General features: G+C 73.6%; 10 protein-coding genes. 6 read left to right on the top strand and 4 right to left on the bottom strand.

Translation table 11 applies throughout. From position 1 onward, the window contains the following. The first annotated feature begins 25 nt into the window (after window positions 1–25). Together ASF17_RS08915 and ASF17_RS08910 are read left to right on the top strand one after the other, a co-directional pair. A complete protein-coding gene (locus tag ASF17_RS08915; protein WP_082475233.1) occupies window positions 26–1,987 on the top strand; it encodes a CocE/NonD family hydrolase in 1,962 nt (653 codons plus the stop codon). Continuing rightward, window positions 1,984–2,724, top strand: coding sequence for a TetR/AcrR family transcriptional regulator (locus ASF17_RS08910; RefSeq protein ID WP_235476461.1), 741 nt, complete (start codon window positions 1,984–1,986; stop codon window positions 2,722–2,724). The genes ASF17_RS08915 and ASF17_RS08910 overlap by 4 nt, the downstream gene beginning before the upstream one ends. A gap of 46 nt (window positions 2,725–2,770) precedes the next feature. Here the strand turns inward: ASF17_RS08910 and ASF17_RS08905 are convergent, their stop codons facing one another. The 4 genes from ASF17_RS08905 to ASF17_RS08890 all read right to left on the bottom strand — a co-directional run bounded on the left by ASF17_RS08905 (window position 2,771) and on the right by ASF17_RS08890 (window position 9,374). After that, window positions 2,771–2,944: a CsbD family protein gene (locus tag ASF17_RS08905; protein WP_156357347.1), complete on the bottom strand. Its 174-nt coding sequence runs from the start codon at window positions 2,942–2,944 to the stop codon at window positions 2,771–2,773. A gap of 198 nt (window positions 2,945–3,142) precedes the next feature. Beyond that, window positions 3,143–6,628, bottom strand: a complete 3,486-nt coding sequence (locus ASF17_RS08900; protein ID WP_055797994.1) for an ATP-binding protein — start codon at window positions 6,626–6,628, stop codon at window positions 3,143–3,145. Next, entirely contained in the window at window positions 6,625–7,578 is a 954-nt protein-coding gene (locus ASF17_RS08895) for a DUF4194 domain-containing protein (RefSeq protein ID WP_055797991.1), read from the bottom strand. Before ASF17_RS08895 ends, ASF17_RS08900 begins: the two co-directional genes overlap by 4 nt. After that, entirely contained in the window at window positions 7,575–9,374 is a 1,800-nt protein-coding gene (locus ASF17_RS08890; RefSeq protein WP_055797988.1) for a DUF3375 family protein, read from the bottom strand. Before ASF17_RS08890 ends, ASF17_RS08895 begins: the two co-directional genes overlap by 4 nt. Window positions 9,375–9,471: 97 nt before the next feature. Here ASF17_RS08890 and ASF17_RS08885 point away from each other — a divergent pair, with 97 nt between their 5' ends. From ASF17_RS08885 to ASF17_RS08870, 4 genes are all read left to right on the top strand, one after another. Then, complete coding sequence (locus tag ASF17_RS08885; protein WP_055797983.1) at window positions 9,472–10,941, top strand: hypothetical protein; 1,470 nt, start codon at window positions 9,472–9,474, stop codon at window positions 10,939–10,941. Window positions 10,942–11,077: 136 nt separating this feature from the next. Continuing rightward, window positions 11,078–12,037 carry an ATP-grasp domain-containing protein gene (locus tag ASF17_RS08880; protein ID WP_055797980.1) on the top strand — a complete coding sequence of 320 codons (960 nt, stop codon included), beginning with the start codon at window positions 11,078–11,080 and terminating at the stop codon, window positions 12,035–12,037. Window positions 12,038–12,214: 177 nt separating this feature from the next. Further along, complete coding sequence (locus ASF17_RS08875) at window positions 12,215–15,664, top strand: TM0106 family RecB-like putative nuclease (protein ID WP_235476460.1); 3,450 nt, start codon at window positions 12,215–12,217, stop codon at window positions 15,662–15,664. A 9-nt stretch (window positions 15,665–15,673) separates the two neighbouring features. Next, window positions 15,674–16,747 (top strand): SseB family protein, encoded by a 1,074-nt coding sequence (locus ASF17_RS08870; RefSeq protein ID WP_055797977.1) that lies wholly within the window; start codon window positions 15,674–15,676, stop codon window positions 16,745–16,747. Window positions 16,748–16,919: the final 172 nt, after the last annotated feature.

The following is a 16,919-nucleotide window of genomic DNA, read 5'->3' as shown; positions in this document are numbered from 1 at the left end:
CGACGTGCGCGACGAGTGGGTGCCGATGCCCGACGGGACGCGTCTGCACGCGCGCATCTGGGCTCCCCGGGTCGAGCATCCGGTGCCGGTGCTGCTCGAGTACCTGCCATACCGGCTCGACGACTGGACGGCCCCGCGCGACAGCGAGCGGCACCCCTGGTACGCGGCCCGCGGGTACGCCTCGGTGCGCGTCGACATCCGCGGCACGGGCTCGAGCGACGGCCTGTTCGACGACGAGTACTCCGAGCAGGAGCTCGACGACGGCATCGCCCTGATCGAGTGGCTCGCCGCGCAGCCCTGGTCGACCGGAGCGGTGGGCGCGTTCGGCATCTCGTGGGGCGGGTTCAACGCCCTGCAGCTCGCGGGCCGGACCCCCGCCGCGCTCAAGGCCATCGTCACCGTCTGCTCGACCGACGACCGCTACGACAACGACGTGCACTACATGGGCGGCGCCGTGCTCGGCATCGACATGGCCGCCTGGGGCGGCACCATGCTCGCGTTCAACTCGCGCCCCCCGCGCCCCGAGGTGGTCGGCGCCGACTGGGTGTCCCGCTGGCGCGAGCGCCTCGAGCACAACAGGCCGATGACCCCGACGTGGCTGGCCCACCAGGAGCGCGACGACTACTGGCGCCACGGCAGCGTCTGCGAGGACTACACGACGATCACCGCCGCCGTCCTCGCCGTCGGAGGCTGGGCCGACCCCTACCGCGACGCCGTGCTGCGGCTGGTGGCGAACCTCGACGCACCGGTGAAGGGGATCATCGGGCCCTGGTCGCACCAGTACCCCGATCGCGGACTCGCCCCCGGACCGGGCATCGGATTCCTGCAGGAGACCCTGCGCTGGTTGGACCGCTGGCTGCTCGACGAGCCGAACGGGGTCGACGACGAGCCGGCGCTGCGGGCCTGGATCAACGACTCCGAGCCGCCCGCGACGTACTACGCCGAGCGCACCGGGCGCTGGGTCGCGGCCGAGGCCTGGCCCTCGTCGGCGACGCGGTCGCGGGTCGAGCCGCTCGAGCTGATGATCGGCGGCGAGCACGGGCCGGTCGTGGTGCGCTCGCCGCAGAGCACCGGGCTCGACGCCGGACGGTTCTTCCCGTTCGGCAACGCGACGGACCTGCCGCCCGACCAGCGCGCCGACGACGGCCGGTCGGTGTGCTTCGACCTCGACGTGGACGACGCGCTCGACGTGCTCGGCTCCGTCGTCGTCGACCTCGCGGTCACGAGCGACCGGCCCGACGCGACCGTCATCGTGCGGCTCTGCGACGTGGCGCCCGACGGCGCCTCGACGCTCGTCACCCGCGGCGTGCTCAACCTCAACAAGCGGCACGGCCGCGATCGCGACGACCCGATGGAGGTGCGGGTCGAGCAGAGCGTGCGCCTCGCCCTGGTCTCGACCGGGCACTCGTTCCCGGCCGGCCACCGCCTCCGCATCGCGGTGTCGTCGGCCTACTGGCCGTGGATCTGGCCGCACGCCGACGAGGCGGCCCTGACCATCGACCCGCAGCGGAGCTCGGTCACCCTGCCGGTCTGGACGCGCACCGGCGACGACGGCGTGCGCTTCGAGGAGCCCGAGCGCGCGACGCCGCTGGCCGTCCGCGCCCTGCCGCCGACGTCCGATCTGCCGGAGCGCAGCGTCACGCACGACGTCGGCACGGGGGAGTGGGTGCTCGACGTCGACCCGGGCTACGGCGGCGGCCGCGAGTACCCCGACGGTCTCGTCTTCAGCGAGGAGAGCCGCGAGACCTACCGCATCGTCGACGGCGACCCGCTGTCGGCGTCGGCCGAGTCGCGCTGGGCGATCGGCCTCGAGAAGCCCGACTGGCGGGCCCGACTCGAGACGACCTCGCGGGTGACGGCGACGGCGGACGACTACGTGGTCGTCAACACGGTCCGGGCCTGGGCGCGCGACGGCGGGCCGGACGCGCCGGAGGTGCTGGTCGCCGACCGGCGCTTCGAGGACGTCGTGCCGCGGACGTCGGCGTGAGCGTGGGTGCTGCGGGTGGCACGGGCGCCGCGGCTGCCGCGGACGCCGCGGGGGCCGCGGCTGCCGCGGGCGCCGCGCCCGGCGGCGGTCTGCGGCGCAAGCCCGCCGAGCGTCGTGCGCAGATCGTCGAGGCGGCCCGCGGGGTGATCCTCCGCGAGGGGCTCGGCGCGACGCGCCTGCGTGACATCGCGGCCGAGGCCGGGGTCTCGGTGGGCACCGTCACCTACCACTTCGAGAGCGTCGCCGAGATCCTCAACGAGGTCGTGGTGCTCGAGACGGCGCGGTTCTACTCGTCGATCATCGCCGCCGTCGACGCCGAGCCCGACCCGGTCGCCGGTGTGCGGATGCTCGTCGAGCCGCTGTTCGCCGCGACGGACGCCAGCGACGAGCACTGGCGTCTGTGGTCGGACTACTGGACGGCCGTGGCGCGGAAGCCCGCCGTCGCCGCCGAGTACGTGGAGCGCATCCGCGTGTGGGAGGCGTGCCTGACCCGCACGCTCCGCCGCGGGGCCGGCGGAGCGTTCCCGGCGCTGACCGTCGGTCGGGCGTCGGAGGTCGCGCTGAAGCTCGCCGCCTACAGCGACGGGGTGGCGACGCAGCTGGCGCAGAAGGCGCCCGGCCTGACGTCCGAGCTGGCACTCGAGTGGATGTGGGTGTTCGCCGGGCACGAGACCGGGGCGCGCTTCGGCGGGACCGGGACGGGCGTCGGACGGAGCGAGAGCCCGACCCCCGAGTGACGGGGCCGGGCTCTCGCGGATCGCCGCGATGCGGCGGGGAGGCTGACTACTTGAGGTCGCCGTCCTTGGCCTTCTCGGTCTGCAGACGGTCTTCGCTCATGGCCTTGTCCTTCTGGCCCTGCGCGGTGAGCTCGGGGTCGTCGGTCTTCTTGCCGACGGCCTCCTCGACGTGTCCGGCGGCCTTCTGGACGAAATCTTTTGCCTTGTCTCCAACGGACATGATGTCCCCTTCGGTCATATGCCAGCGCGTCACCGGCTGCGGTGCACGGTAGGCCGAAGCGCACCGGGGGGTCGGCGGCCGGGTGTTCTCCCAGCGCGTGCACGGCGGGGGTGCAGGTGGGGTCGACCCGCGCCTCCTGAGGGGCCGCCGTCGGCGGCGGCACCGGGCAGGAGGCGCGGGCTCGGTCGGACTCTCCGATCAGCTGAGGGCGGCGGGGTCGAGCCCGTGGCGCTCGACCTCCATCGCCTGGCGGATGGTCAGGGGGTAGATGCGCGAGAGCTCGGGGTGCGCGGGGTCGCTCGAGATGTACGCGACGCTGTCGACGTGCCTCTCGAACGCGTTCACCTTGTCGCGCGGCGCACCGACCACGAGCTGGAACCCCAGGGACGTCAGCGCCGCGAGCGACCGCCCGGTGTACTCGTCGTCGGCCTTCACGAAGCCCTCGTCGAGCACGATCGGCGCGTAGGTCGGCACCCGGTCGGTGCCGTCGCCGAGTCGGAAGCGCAGGGCCGCGCCGAGCACGAAGGCGATGAGCTCCTGCCCCTCGCCGCCCGACTTGCCGGCGACCCCCTCGTGAACGATCTGCGTGCCGTCGACCCGCGTCTCGATCGCCCGGAACTGGTAGTGCTCGCGCGCGTCGAGCACCCGGCGGCGCCAGGCGTCGCCGATCTTCGAGCGCTCTTCGAGGTGGGCCAGGTCGCGCCGCAGGGTGATGAACCGACGCTCGATCTCGGCGGGGTCGCGCGGCGCCTCGGATCGGTCGCCGATGTGCTCGCGCAGGGTCCGCTTGAACTCGACGAGGTCGCCGTTCGACACGGGCCGCGGCTCGATGTCGAGCGTCGACCCCTCGCGGAACTCGATCGACCGCAGAGCCTGCGAGATGGGCCGGACGCCGCGCCGGATGACGTGACCGTCCTCCTCGATCTGCACGAGCAGGGCCCGGAGGCTGTCGCCCATGTCGGCGCCGGCCTTCGCGAGCCAGTCCTGCTTCGCGCTCGGCAGGGCGTCGTCGACGAGGGTGCGGTGGATGGCCCTGACGGCGCCGAGGCTGTCGATCGACGCGTCGATGCCGGCCGTCCGGTCGAGCTCGAGGTACCGCTCGAAGATCAGCACGAGGGTGTTCTCGGCCTGCGTGCGCTCGCGGTCGTGGCCGTCGATCTGACCGCGCAGCAGACCCAGCGCCTCGCGGTACGACCGCTCGACGTCGGCCACCTCGCGCGGAGCGGCGAAGGGCAGGGGCGCGAGCAGGGCGCGCTCGTGGTCGGTGAGCGGGTCGGCGCCGCCGAGGGCGTCGCTGAAGGCGTCCTCGATGTCGACGAGGGTCGAGTGCTCGGCGTCGAGACGGGCCAGCTCGTGGTCGAGCTCGGCGAGGCGTCGGGTCGCGGCCGAGCGCTCGTCGTCGTGGCGGCGGGCGTCGGCCTGCAGCGTCGCGAGCTCGGGACGCTCGTCGGACAACCGGTCGAGCTGACCCTGCAGGTCGTCCAGGCGGGCCTGCGCGGGCGCGGTGTCGATGTCGGTCCACGAGAACTCGGTCGACCGGGCCACGGCGTCGAGCATGCGGCGGCGTGCCGACGACTCGGCCTCGGCGGAGTCCCATGCGGCGCGGGCGACGGTCAGGTCGCGCTCGAGCGATGCGATCTCGTCGGTCAGCTCGGCGATCCGGGCGCTGTTGTCGAGTCCGATCCACGACCGTGATCGCCGGTCGTCCTTCACGACCCGGCCCCCCGACCCCGTCCGGAGGCCGGCCCGCGTGACCGCGCCGCGGGCACCGGTGGGCACGGGCGAGTCGAGGTCGTCCGGACCCTCGACGCACAGCACGCTGCGCTCGCGCACGATCTCGTCGACGAGCCAGCCGGCGAACGGGCTCCGCTCGTCGAACTGCAGCATCGCGGGGACGGTCCGGGCGACGGCCTCGCGCGTGGGCTCGACGCCGGTCGAGGCGGGGACGAGCGTGATGCGGCCGCGCATGTCGTTGTCGTTGACGAAGCGGCGGACGGCGTCGAACCTCGAGCGGTCGACGAGGAGGTGCGTGGCCAGGTCGCCGACGACCCGCTCGATCGCCACGCTCCAGTCGGTGTGCGCCGCGGCGACCTCGAACAGCTCGCCGGCGTAGGGCAGACCCGCGACCGGGATGCCGGTGCCCTCGGCGATGCGCAGTCGACGCTCGGCCGCGTCGTCGGGGACGTTGCCACCGCGCTGCTCGAACGAGCGGCGCTGCGCCTCGCGGGCCGACAGGGCGCGCTTCGTCTCGCCGATGCGGGCGGCGAGCTCGCCGCGCACCTCGTCGGCCGCGGCGCGGGCCGCGGCGTCCTCCGCCGCGAGCACCCCGGCACGCTGCCGCAGGGCCACGAGCTGCTTCTCGCTGGTCGGCACGGACTCGCCCGTGCCGTCGAGCGCCGTCGCGAAGCGCCGACGCTCGCGTTCGATCACGGCGAGGTCGCGCTCGGCGGTGGCCACGAGCTGGCGGAGCGACTGGGAGGGGTCGCCGCCGAGATCCGAGATGCGGGCCAGGGCCTGCTCACGGGCACGGTACGCGGCGGTGTCGTCGGCGGCCGCGCGCCTCCTCGACTCCGACAGGGCGCGCTTGTCGCCGGTGACCCGGTCGACCTCGCCGCTGACCCAGCTCCCGACCTTCTCGGCGAGCCAGACGCGCAACCGGCTCGGGCCGTCGGTCTCGTCGACCAGGCGGCGCTTCTCGGTCGCATCGTGGCCCGCGATCTCGTAGCGGTCGGCGAGGCCCGGCACCGGCTCGAGCACGGCGAGCTTCCTGCGCGTCGTCTCGAAGACGTCGTAGAGAGCCGAGGCCTCGCGGTACGTGCCGAGCGTGGTCTCCCAGCGGGAGAGGGCCTTCGGCTGCGTCAGCACGAACTGCTTGAACAGCTCGTCGATCGAGAAGACGCCCTTCGAGGCCTGCGCCCGACGCAGCAGCGTCAGCGCCTTCAGCTGCGACTCGTCGCTGCCGCCGATGCCGAGCTCGCCGCAGAGCCGCACCCGGAACTCGGGCTGCGAGGAGGTGACCAGGTCGCGCAGGGGATCGAGGAGGCGCGCGAGGGAGCCCTTCGTCAGCGGACTCGAGCTGCTGGCGTCGCGCTTGACCTCGGTCAGTCGGCTGAGGTCGAAGGGCCCGCGGACGAGCAGGTAGACGCTGGCCTGCGTCACGTCGTCCTGACTCGAGGTGTCGGTGCCGATCCAGGCGAGGCGGACGGCCGTGAGGGTCTGCCCGAGCTCGGTCGCGTACGTGATCGCGGCACCGCTCGCGAAGGCCTCGCCGAGCGGTCGGAGGAACCGCGTGGTCGTCCGGTCGGAGGCGGCGTCGCGGATCTCGTCGGTCTTGCCGCGCGCGTAGCTGTAGACGGTGCGCTCGGAGCGCTGGCGGCTGTCGTCGCGGGCGGCGCGGTTGAACTCCTGCGGGTTCGGCATGATGACGGCCGCCATGGCGTCGAGCACGGTCGACTTGCCGCGCCCGGTGGGGCCGAGGATCGCGATGCCGCCGCGGCCGACGGGCATGCGGTGCAGCCCCGAGTAGCTGCCCCAGTTGAGCAGCTGCACCTGCTGGATGCGGTACTGCCCCGAGTGGAACATGCCGAGATCGGGCGTCGCCTCGTCGTCGGAGGTCGACTCGGGGGCCGTCTCGGGGGCCGTTCCGAAGGCCGGGGAGGTGCGGGTCGCGTCGGCGGGGATCATGCCTGGTCTGCTTCCGGGTCGAGGGGGATGTCGAGCGCGACGGCGGTCGGGTCGGGGCGCGGGGCCTCGTCGGCGTCGGGCGCCTCGGCGGCGTCGGGCGCCTCGTCGGCGCCGGAATCGCCGACGGCGGGGTCGGCGACGAGACGCGGCCCGTCGTCGGGGCGTCCGTCGTCGGAGTCCTCGTCGTCCGACGGCTCGTCGTCCTCGACGCCGAGCGGGGCGTCGACGGGCGCATCGGCCCCGGCCGCCTCGAGGAACACCCTCTCGAGGTGCGCGAGCTGCTCGGCCGTCACGAGAGGCACGATCGCGGGTGCGACGACGAACAGCGCGGGGTCGTCGGGCTCCGGCTCGAGCAGGTCGCGCGTCACCATGGCCGCGATGGCCGCGTCGACCCGCCGCGTCGAGCGGATCTCGTCGTGCGAGGCGTCGTCGTGGTACCGGTCGAGGAACTCCGCGATCTGGTGGCGCGACACCACGACGGACTCGTCGTGGGCGTCGCTGAAGGCGTGCTCCCGGCGGAGGAACACCAGCAGCAGCGAGGCGTCGCGCGACATCGGCTTCTCGCGACGCAGCAGGATCGGCACGTCGTCCTGTCCGCTCTGCCGCTTGAAGGCGACCTCGTACTCGTGATCGACGATCAGCACGAGGAACATCTCGTCCAGTCGCGCGCGGATCTCGGGCTCGTAGGCGACGAGGGCGGCCCAGGCCTCGCCCTGCCGGGACCGCGACACGAAGCGATGCGTCAGCAGCGTCACGAGCGCCTTCCGTCCGGCGAGGGGCAGCTCGTCGCGCAGCCGATCCGGCGACCCGTCGTCGCCCCGGTCGAGGGCCGCTCCGGCGGTGGCGGCGTCGACGCCGTCCGCCGTCGCCGACCCGGTCACCTCCTGCGCCCCCGAGGAGGTGCGGGTCGGCGTGGCCGCGTCGGTCGCGTCGTACTGGTCGGGGCTCATGCGGGGTCTCTCTCGGACTGCGGGGCGGAGTCGGGGGCGTCGTCGCCCCGTGCGGGCGGTCGCCGGAAGACGAGGCGGGGGAGGACGACCCGGCGATCCGCGCCTCCTGCGTCGTCGGCGCTCGTCAGCGTGACGGTCTCGGTGCTCTCGTCGACGAGGCCCTGGTCGATGGCGAGGTCGAGCATGCTGAGCACGAGCCCGAGCCGGCGGAACTCGGGGTCGGTCGCCTCGTGCAGATCGGCGCTCGTGACGGTCTCGTCGGCCTCGAGCAGACGCTCGAGGGTCGCCGCGACCGCCGCGGTGCTCGTGCCGGACGAGAGGCGGAGCGCGGCCCGGTCGGCCGCCGGCAGCATGGCGTCGCCCTCGGGCACCTGCACGTCGACCGTCGGCCGCCCGCGGTCGCTGTGCAGCTGCGCCTGGCTGATGTCGACGACGTCGAGCGCACCGAGGCCGAGCACGTCGACGGGCAGCACGGCCGGGCCGGGTCGGCGTTCGGCCCAGACGCCGCCGGCGTGCAGGGCCCGGTCGGCGAGGGTGAGCAGTCTCTGGTGCCGCTCGGTCGACGACCGGCTGAGGAACCGGCGGAGCGACGACGTCCAGCGCCCGTACGTCTCTTGCACAGACTGCTCCTCGGCCAGCAGCGACGAGATCAGCGACTCGAGCTGCGTGCGCTGCCGCTCGGTCAGATGCTCGCCGGCGGCCGGATGATCGAGGATCAGCTCGATGTCGGCCCGCATCACGTCGATCTCGCGCGACGACAGCATCTGCGCGAAACCGCGGTACGCGCGCCCCTCGGGGGTCTGCTCGAGCAGGTCGTTCTCGCGCAGGTACTGCTCGACGAGCGCGCCCTTGCCGACGTGCTCGACGGTCGCCCGGCGCGCCACCTCGCGGTGCCGCTGCTCGACCATGCTGCTCAGTTGACGGAAGTCCTCGGGGAGCGACGCGGTCAGCCGCACCACCTCGCGCACCTGGCGCTTCAGCACGTCGGGGCCGACCGGCTCGGTGCCGTGCTGCTCGATGCGGGCCCGGCGGCGCTGCAGCTCGGCGATCTGCTCGTCGATCCGCGCCGTCTGCGCCTCGACGCTCGGGTCCGCGAGACCGGCGAGCTGCCCGACGGCGTGGGCGATGCTGCCGAGTCGCGCCTCGCTCACCGCGTTGTCCTGCTCCACGAGCTCGCGGACGATGCGCAGCGCCTTGAGCGCGGAGGGGGAGAGCCGGTACTGCGCGCGGGCCTCGCCGCGCGGGGGCGGGCTCGAGGCGCGCGTCGGGGCCGACCCCGCCGCCGTGCCGCTCGGATGAGCGGCGCCGAACGCGCCCCAGCCGTCGGCCACGGGGGAGGTGCCGGTCGTCGTGCTGCTCGAGCCGCCGTGGCCGGCGTCGCCGTGGCGTGCCCCGCCGTCGTCCGTCGAGGAGGCGCGGGTGCGGATCAGCCACCGGCTGGCGACCCAGCTCCGGCAGTAGTCGACCGGGGTGGTGCGGGTCTCGGGGGCGGCCGTCGCCCCGGATCCGCCGACCCGCGCCTCCTCGGTTCCGGCCTGGACTGGCGCGGTCCGGACTGGCGCGGTCTGGTCGGGCGCGGTCTGATCGAGCGCGTTCAGCTCGAGGGCCTGGGCGACCTGCTGGTGGAACCAGTCGGCCGAGACGGGACCCTCGGCGTGCTCGAGATGGCGCGAGAAGAGCGGGAGCATCCAGCGGCTGTTGTAGCTGCGGAGCAGGGCCCACGTGGGGTCGTCCTCGTGCGCGACGCGCACGTCGTCACGGCTCAGGGCGTCGTCGGGCCCTGACGATTCGTTCACCAAGCGGACCTCCGGCAGTCGTCGGACGAGGATACCAACTGGCGCGTTCCGCCCTGCGACGGAAGCGCCGACGGTGCTCCGGGGTCAGACTGAGCGGATGCGGAGCGGTCTGAGACGATGCGTCGCGGGGGCCGTCGTCGCGGCGGTCGTCCTCGCCGGGGCCGGGTGCGCCGACTCCACGGACCTGACCCAGCGCTTCGAGACCCTGATGGAGGGTGTCGACGGAGTCGTCGAGATCGAGACCGGCGGCATCGACTACCCCTTGGGCAGCGCGACGGCCGAGGCGACGGTCGTGGTCGAGGGCGATCTCGGCGACGACGACCTCGCCGCGGTGGCCGAGCGGATCAGGCCGTTCGTGGCCCGCGAGGTCGGCGACGCCTTCGGCTGGCAGTACGTCGACGTGCGGCGGGGCGCCGTCACGTTCGAGGTGCTCGCCGACGAGGCCGACACGGCGGTGCAGCTCGACCTCGCCGGCCGGGTCGCCGACGACCCGGTCTTCGCCGAGGCGTCCCTCGGCACGCACGAGTTCGGTGCCACGACGAGCGACTCGGAATCGCCCCGGCGGGGGTTCGGGATCACGGTGGTCCCTTCGGCGTCGTCGGACGTCCTCACGGCGTGGCAGCGGGCGCGCTCTCTCCGGAATGCGGAACCGCAGCTGGCCGAGGTCGACGTGTCCGCCTGGAGCCCGGACTCCCGACGGTTCATCACCGAGAACGTCAGCGGGTTCCCCTCGACCCTCGACGACCCCGCGACGTCCGACGTCGTCCTCGACGCCGCCGACCAGGCGGAGCTGCTCACCGCGGTCGGGGACGACGATCTCGGTGCGGGGCGGGTCCTCGTGCTGCCGGAGGGCATCAGGGTCGACCTGAAGCAGCCGACCGTCACGGGGCAGCAGCCCCCGGACGAGGTGGCCGAGGCGTCCGGCCGTGCCGAGCGGATCGCGAGCGCCCTCGCGGCGACGTCCGGCGTCTCGGGCACGACCATCGGCACCGTCTCGTCGCCGGACGAGTCGCGCGAGGTGGACGGCGACCTGTCCGGCGCCGAGTCGGTCGTGGACGCCGTCGACTCCGACGTGGTGGCCTACTCTGCCATCAGCGCCCGGTCCGTCGAGGTGCGGACGGTGCGGCTCGATCAGGTCGTGCCCGCCCTGCGGGCCATCGGCGGGTCGGCGGACGTGTCGCGTCTGGATGTCGTCCGCGTCTCGGCCGACCGGTCGGATCCCCGCGGCCTCGCGTTCTCGAGCGATCCCGCGACCCTCGACGGGCTCGTCTCCGTCGCGGACGCGATCACCGCCTCGCCCGGGATCGAGGGCGTGACCGTCGCGAGCACGGATGGTGGGCTGAGCGTCGCCCTGGGCGACGCCGTGACCGAGGGGTCGCTCGACGACGTGGTCGCCGCGGTGCAGGCGGCGCCGCGCGGCACCGTCGTGGCGTTCCGTCGCGACGTCCGGGAGCCGGTCGACCTCGCCGTCGAGACGGTCGGCGACGAGGCCGTGGCCGACTGCTCCGCGCTCGAGACCGACGATCAGCGCCTGTGCGAGGTGGTGCGCGCGGCCTGGGCGGAGTAGCCCGCGTCGGGTCGTCCGTGTCGAGCCTCTCCCTGCAAGCAGCGCGCGCGGGCAGCTCGCCGGGCGGGTGCGCGTGCCCGTCGTCATGCGCCGACATCTGCAGGATCGCCGGAGGCGCGTGGTGCAGTCTCGGGGGATGAGCGCTCCCGCAGACGTCGCCGACCCGACGCCCGTCGTCCACATCCTGCACGACAACGCCGAGTGGCTCCCTCCGCTCGTCGCCGCCCTCGACGCGGCGGGTGTGCCTCATCGCGAGCACCTGCTCGACGGGAGCTCGTTCGATCTGTCCGCCGAGCCTCCTGCCGGGGTGTTCTGGTCGCGCCTCAGCGGGTCCGCCCACACGCGAGGTCGGGCGACGGCCAAGGAGGTCGCTCGCGCGACGCTCCGCTGGGCCGAGCGCCACGGGCGGCGCACGATCAACGGCAGCGGCGTCGTCGAGCTCGAGGTGAGCAAGGTCGCGCAGTACCTGGCGCTCGCTCAGGCCGGCTTCGACGTGCCCGCCACGACGGCCGTGTTCGGCACCGCCGACCTGAAGGCCCGGGCGCGCGAGCAGAAGCTGCCGTTCATCACCAAGCACAATCAGGGCGGCAAGGGTCTCGGCGTGCGGCGCTTCGACGACCTCGAGTCGTTCGACGCCTACGTCGACGGACCGGACTTCGAGGTGCCGGTCGACGGGATCACGCTGCTGCAGGAGTTCCTGCAGGCCGAGGAGCCCTTTAACACGCGTGTCGAGTTCGTCGGCGGGCGCTTCGTCTACGCCGTCCGGGTCGACACCTCGGCGGGCAGCTTCGAGCTGTGCCCCGCCGACGCGTGCGTCGTGCCCGACGGCGCCGACCCCGCCACGTTCGCCCCCTTCGCCATCCGGTCGTCGGTGACGGCGTCGCACCCGCTCGTCCAGCGACTCGAGTCCTTCGTCGCCCAGCAGGGCATCGAGGTGGCGGGCATCGAGTTCATCGAGACCGCCGACGGACGCGTCGTGCCGTACGACGTCAACACGAACACCAACTACAACCCCGACGTCGAGCGGTCGTCGAGCGTGTCGGCCGCGGCGACGCTCGCCGGGTGGCTGGGCTGGGTGCTCTCGAGCGAGGGGTAGCGCGGCCGGCCGCTCGGTCCCTCGTCTGCGTCGCCGTCGCTGGGTGCCGATCCGGTGGGGGAGGCGGATCGCCCTGCTGATCGATGTCGGGGGCCGGGGTTAGCGTGTGGAGCACGGGCCGACGTCCGTGCGGACCGTGAAGCGAAAGGCGACGCCATCTACCTCGACGACGACACCGTGGTCACGAGCCCGTCCGACCTCAGCACGTGGGCAGCGTGCGAGTGGGCGTTCCTCCGCCGCCTCGACGCGAAGCTCGGGCGCATCCCGGCGGTGCCCGAGGTGGCCGACGCCATGCTCGAGCGCACGGCGCGGCTCGGCGACGAGCACGAGATCCGCTTCCTCGAGCAGCTGCGAGCCAGCCACCACGTCGTCGAGTTCGAACGGCCCGACCGCGCCGACTACCCGGCCGCCGCGGCGGCCGCCGAGCAGGCCATGCGCGACGGCGTGCCGGTGCTCTATCAGGCGACGTTCTTCGACGGGTCGTTCATCGGCTTCTCCGACTTCCTCCTCCGCACCGACGACGGCGCCTACGAGGTCTACGACACCAAGCTCGCCCGTCACGCCAAGATCCCCGCGCTGCTGCAGCTCGCCGCCTACGCCGAGCAGATCACCGCCCGCGGCATCCGCGTCGGGCCGCGCGTGCACCTCGTGCTGGGCGACGGCACGACCTCGAGTCACGCTCTCGCCGACATCGCCCCGGTCCACCGCGCCCAGCGCGACCGGCTGAGGTCGGTCGTCGACAGCCGACTGCACGCCGACGCCCCTCTGGCCTGGGGCGCCCCCGGGGTGGTCGCCTGCGGCCGCTGCAGCCAGTGCTCCGCGCAGGTCGACGAGCACCGCGACCTCGTGCTGGTCGCCGGGCTGACGCTCGGTCAGAGGACGGCCCTGCAGGCGGCCGGCATCACCACCATCGACGAGCTGGCAGGCAGCACGGGCGGGGTCGCCGGAGTGGGTGGCGCGGCTCTCGAGCGACTGAGAGGGCAGGCGCGCCTCCAGCTCGACAGCGCCGGGGCGGCGGCGCCCCGGGTCCGGGTCGTCGACGCCGGGGCGCTGTCGGCGATCCCGGCACCCGACGCGGGCGACGTGTTCTTCGACTTCGAGGGCGATCCGCTCCACACCGAGGGCGACGGCTCCGTCTGGGGGCTCGACTACCTCTTCGGACTCGTCGACACCGAGGCGCGCTTCACGGCGTTCTGGGCCCACGACCTCCGCCAGGAGCGCAGGGCGCTGATCGACTTCCTCGCCTTCATCCGAGAGCGCCGGGCCGCCCACCCGGGCATGCACATCTACCACTACGCCTCCTACGAGCGCACCCACCTGCTCTCGCTCGCCGCGCGACACGGCGTCGGCGAAGACGACGTCGACGAGCTGCTGCGGGCGAACGTGCTCGTCGACCTCTACCCGATCGTCCGCGCTGCGCTGCTGGTCGGGTCGCGCAGCTACTCGATCAAGAAGCTCGAGCCGCTCTACATGGGCGCCGACTACCGCGACGGCGACGGCGTCGTCTCGGCCGTCGACAGCATCAGCGCCTACGTCGAGGCGGCGGCCGCGATGCGCGCCGGCGATCCCGCCGGTCAGGCGCGCCTCGACCAGGTGGCCGACTACAACGAATACGACTGCCGGTCGACGCTGCGTCTGCGCGACTGGCTGCTGACGATGCTGCCCGACGACGTCGCGACCGACGACACGATCGCCCTCGTCGACGACGAGCGGGTGCGCGCCGAGCCGGACCCGGTCTTCGTCGAGCTCAGTGCCCAGCTGGCCGACGTCGACCCGCTCGACCGCACTCCCGACCAGACGGCCCTCGCCCTCGCGGCCGCGGCGATCGACTACCACCGTCGAGAGGCGAAGACGTTCTGGCAGGAGCACTACGACCGACTGCGGAGTCCGATCGACGAGTGGGCGGGCACCCGCGACGTCGTCGTCGTCGAGCACGCCGACGTCGTCCGCGACTGGGAGAAGCTGCCGCGCAAGCGCACGCTCTCGCGTGACCTCCGCCTCGTCGGCACGCTGGCGCCCGGCAGCCGCCCGCCCCTGGGCTCCACGCCCATGGCCGTCTACGACACGCCGCTGCCGACGTCCGTCAACCGCGCCGGACCCGGCTCGCGAGGTTGGGCGGCGCGCCTCACCGTCGTCGACGCCGACACGGGTGACGACGACGTGGTGCTGCTCGTGACCGAGACCGTGCCGACCGGGGCCGAGCCTCACGAGGCGTTCCCGGTGGCGCTGACCCCCGCCGCGCCTCCTCGTGCCGCTCCGCAGCCCGAGGCGATCTCGGAGTGGGGCCGCAGCGTGCTCGACTCGCTGCCGGAGTTCGCACCCGACGCGGCTCTCGACCTGCTCCGCCGAGTACCGCCCCGTGGGCCCGTGCACCCCGTCGCGGGCGACGACACGGTCACCGCCGTCACCGAGACGCTGCTCGGGCTCGACCGGTCGTATCTCGCCGTGCAGGGCCCGCCCGGCACCGGCAAGACCTACGTCGGCTCGACCGTCGTCGCTCGACTCGTCCGGCACCACGGCTGGCGCGTCGGCGTCGTCGGGCAGTCGCACGCCGTGGTCGAGAACTTCCTGGCGGCCGTCGTCGGCAAGGGCGTCGACCCCGAGCGGGTCGTCAAGGTGCCCAAGAAGGGCACGAGCCCCGAGGCGCTCGAGGCCGCCGCCTGGACCCCGCTCGCGAACAACGGCGCGGTGAGCGGATTCCTCAGCGGCCCGGGCGAGACCGGGGGAGTCGTCGGCGGGACGGCCTGGACGTTCGCGAACGCCGAGACCGTGCCGCGGGGCTCGCTCGACCTGCTCGTCGTCGACGAGGCCGGACAGTTCTCGCTCGCACCCACCATCGCGTCGTCCGTGGCGGCGCAGAGACTGCTGCTGCTCGGCGATCCGCAGCAGCTGCCCCAGGTGAGTCAGGGCTCGCACCCGGAGCCCGTCGACCAGTCGGCTCTGGGCTGGCTGGCCGACGGGCACGACGTGCTGCCCGCCGAGCTCGGTTACTTCCTGTCGCGCACCTACCGCATGCACCCCGCCCTGACCGCCCCCGTCTCACGGCTGTCGTACGACGGGGCCCTCGAGTCGCGGGCCCCCGCCCGGCACCTCGCGGGCATCGAGCCCGGGCTGCACGTCGTGCCGGTGGTCCACCACGGCGACACGACGTCGTCGGCGGACGAGGCCGAGCGCGTCGTCGCCCTCGCGGCCGACGTCGTCGGTCGCCTCTGGACCGATGGCGACGTCACGCGTGCCCTGACCGCCGCCGACGTGATCGTCGTCGCGCCCTACAACGCGCAGGGCGCCCTCATCCGCGAGGCGCTCGACCGAGCCGGGCTCCCCGAGACGACCGTCGGCACCGTCGACCTCTTCCAGGGGCGCGAGGCGGTGGTCTCGATCCTGTCGCTGGCCGCGTCCTCGGCCATGGACATCCCCCGCGGACTCGACTTCCTCCTCATGCCCAACCGGCTCAACGTGGGCATCTCCCGCGCGCAGTGGGCGGCGTACCTCGTGCACTCGCCGGCGCTCGCCGCCTCGATGCCGACGTCGATCGCCGGGCTGGGGCTGCTGTCGCGATTCATCGACCTCGTCGCTCCGGCGGGCGGGGCTCACGACCCGCGCCGCGCCTCCTCGGCTTCGCCCTAGGCTCGACTCATGGGGCTTTTCTCGCGCAAGAAGAACACGACGACCGACGAGACCGCGACGGACACCACGGTGGCCGCCGCCGGAGGCGCCGACCCGGACGGCGCAGTAGACGGAACGCACGCGGCTGCGGCCCGCGCGACCCCTGGGGCCTCCGCCGGCTCGGAGAGTCCGGCAGCCTCGACGACCGAGGCGCCGCGCATCACCGTGTCCCGTGCCGCTCCGACGAACACGTCGAGCGCGGACCCGGCGGCCGTTCCGACCGGGGCCCGGTCCGCCGCCCCCGTCCCGCCGCACCGCAAGGCCGCACCCGTCGTGCACACCGCGCTCCAGGAGGCGCTCACCGGCTGGAGCACCACCAAGAACGTCCAGACGATGTACTCCGTCGTCAAGGAGCTCGCCGCGGGCAGTCTGCTGCTCGACATCGGCTCGTCGTCGCTGGCCGATCCGAAGCGCGGACCTCAGAAGGGCGACACGATCTCGATCGCCCACCAGGTCGACAACGCCGGCAAGAAGGTGCTGCTCGCCTTCACCAGCGGAGAGCGCCTCGGCTTCTACCGCAAGACCAGCGAGCCCGTGTCGCTCGTCGAGTCGGCGCCCGACGTCGTGGCGATGGCCGTGTCGAAGTACGACGGTCTCGTGCTCGACCCGGGCTCGCCCGAGACGCAGTGGATCGGCTACACCGACGAGCTCGTGCGAGGACTCACCTCCGACCCCTCCGAGAACCACGCCGTGAAGCAGGCGATGGCCGAGAAGCGCATCGCTTGGCCCGAGATGCTCCGGCTGGTCCGCGACGCGCCGTCGCTCTACATCGCGTCGGTCGCCCAGCGCGACGAGACCGGCGAGATCACCTCGATGGGCGTCGCCACGGTGACGACGCACGAGGGCGACACGCTCTCCGTGCTGCTCACCTCGCCGGCCGAGGTCGGGGCCTGGGCCCCCGGGGCCGACGCGAGCCCGACGGGGTTCGCCGCCGTCGCGAAGGTCGCGCTCGATCAGGGGCACGCGGGCATCGTCGTGAACCCCGCCGGCTCGATGCTGACCATCACGGCCGCCGAGCTGCGCGCCCTCCTCGGCGACGCCTGACGACCCGCACCGGGCGACGGGTCGGGCTGGACCTCGTCCGGTGGTCGGGTGCGCCGCGGCGCCACGGGCGCAGGAACCCTGCCCCACCCGGTGGATCCGCCACGGTGGTCGGAAGGTGCCGTTCGGCGCCGCGCGGAGGGCGTCTTCGGCCCACCGACTGGTGCGGGCTGGC

The organism is Frigoribacterium sp. Leaf263 (assembly GCF_001422285.1).
In the GTDB taxonomy this organism is placed as follows: Bacteria; Actinomycetota; Actinomycetes; order Actinomycetales; family Microbacteriaceae; genus Frigoribacterium.
This window is presented reverse-complemented; position numbering and strand designations above follow the sequence as displayed.

Coding starts and splice junctions, on each gene's coding strand:
- ASF17_RS08915 (WP_082475233.1), top strand. CDS start 26: ATGCCCGACGGGACGCGTCTGCACGCGCGCATCTGGGCTCCCCGGGTC.
- ASF17_RS08905 (WP_156357347.1), bottom strand. CDS start 2,944: ATGTCCGTTGGAGACAAGGCAAAAGATTTCGTCCAGAAGGCCGCCGGA.
- ASF17_RS08900 (WP_055797994.1), bottom strand. CDS start 6,628: ATGATCCCCGCCGACGCGACCCGCACCTCCCCGGCCTTCGGAACGGCC.
- ASF17_RS08895 (WP_055797991.1), bottom strand. CDS start 7,578: ATGAGCCCCGACCAGTACGACGCGACCGACGCGGCCACGCCGACCCGC.
- ASF17_RS08885 (WP_055797983.1), top strand. CDS start 9,472: ATGCGGAGCGGTCTGAGACGATGCGTCGCGGGGGCCGTCGTCGCGGCG.
- ASF17_RS08880 (WP_055797980.1), top strand. CDS start 11,078: ATGAGCGCTCCCGCAGACGTCGCCGACCCGACGCCCGTCGTCCACATC.
- ASF17_RS08870 (WP_055797977.1), top strand. CDS start 15,674: ATGGGGCTTTTCTCGCGCAAGAAGAACACGACGACCGACGAGACCGCG.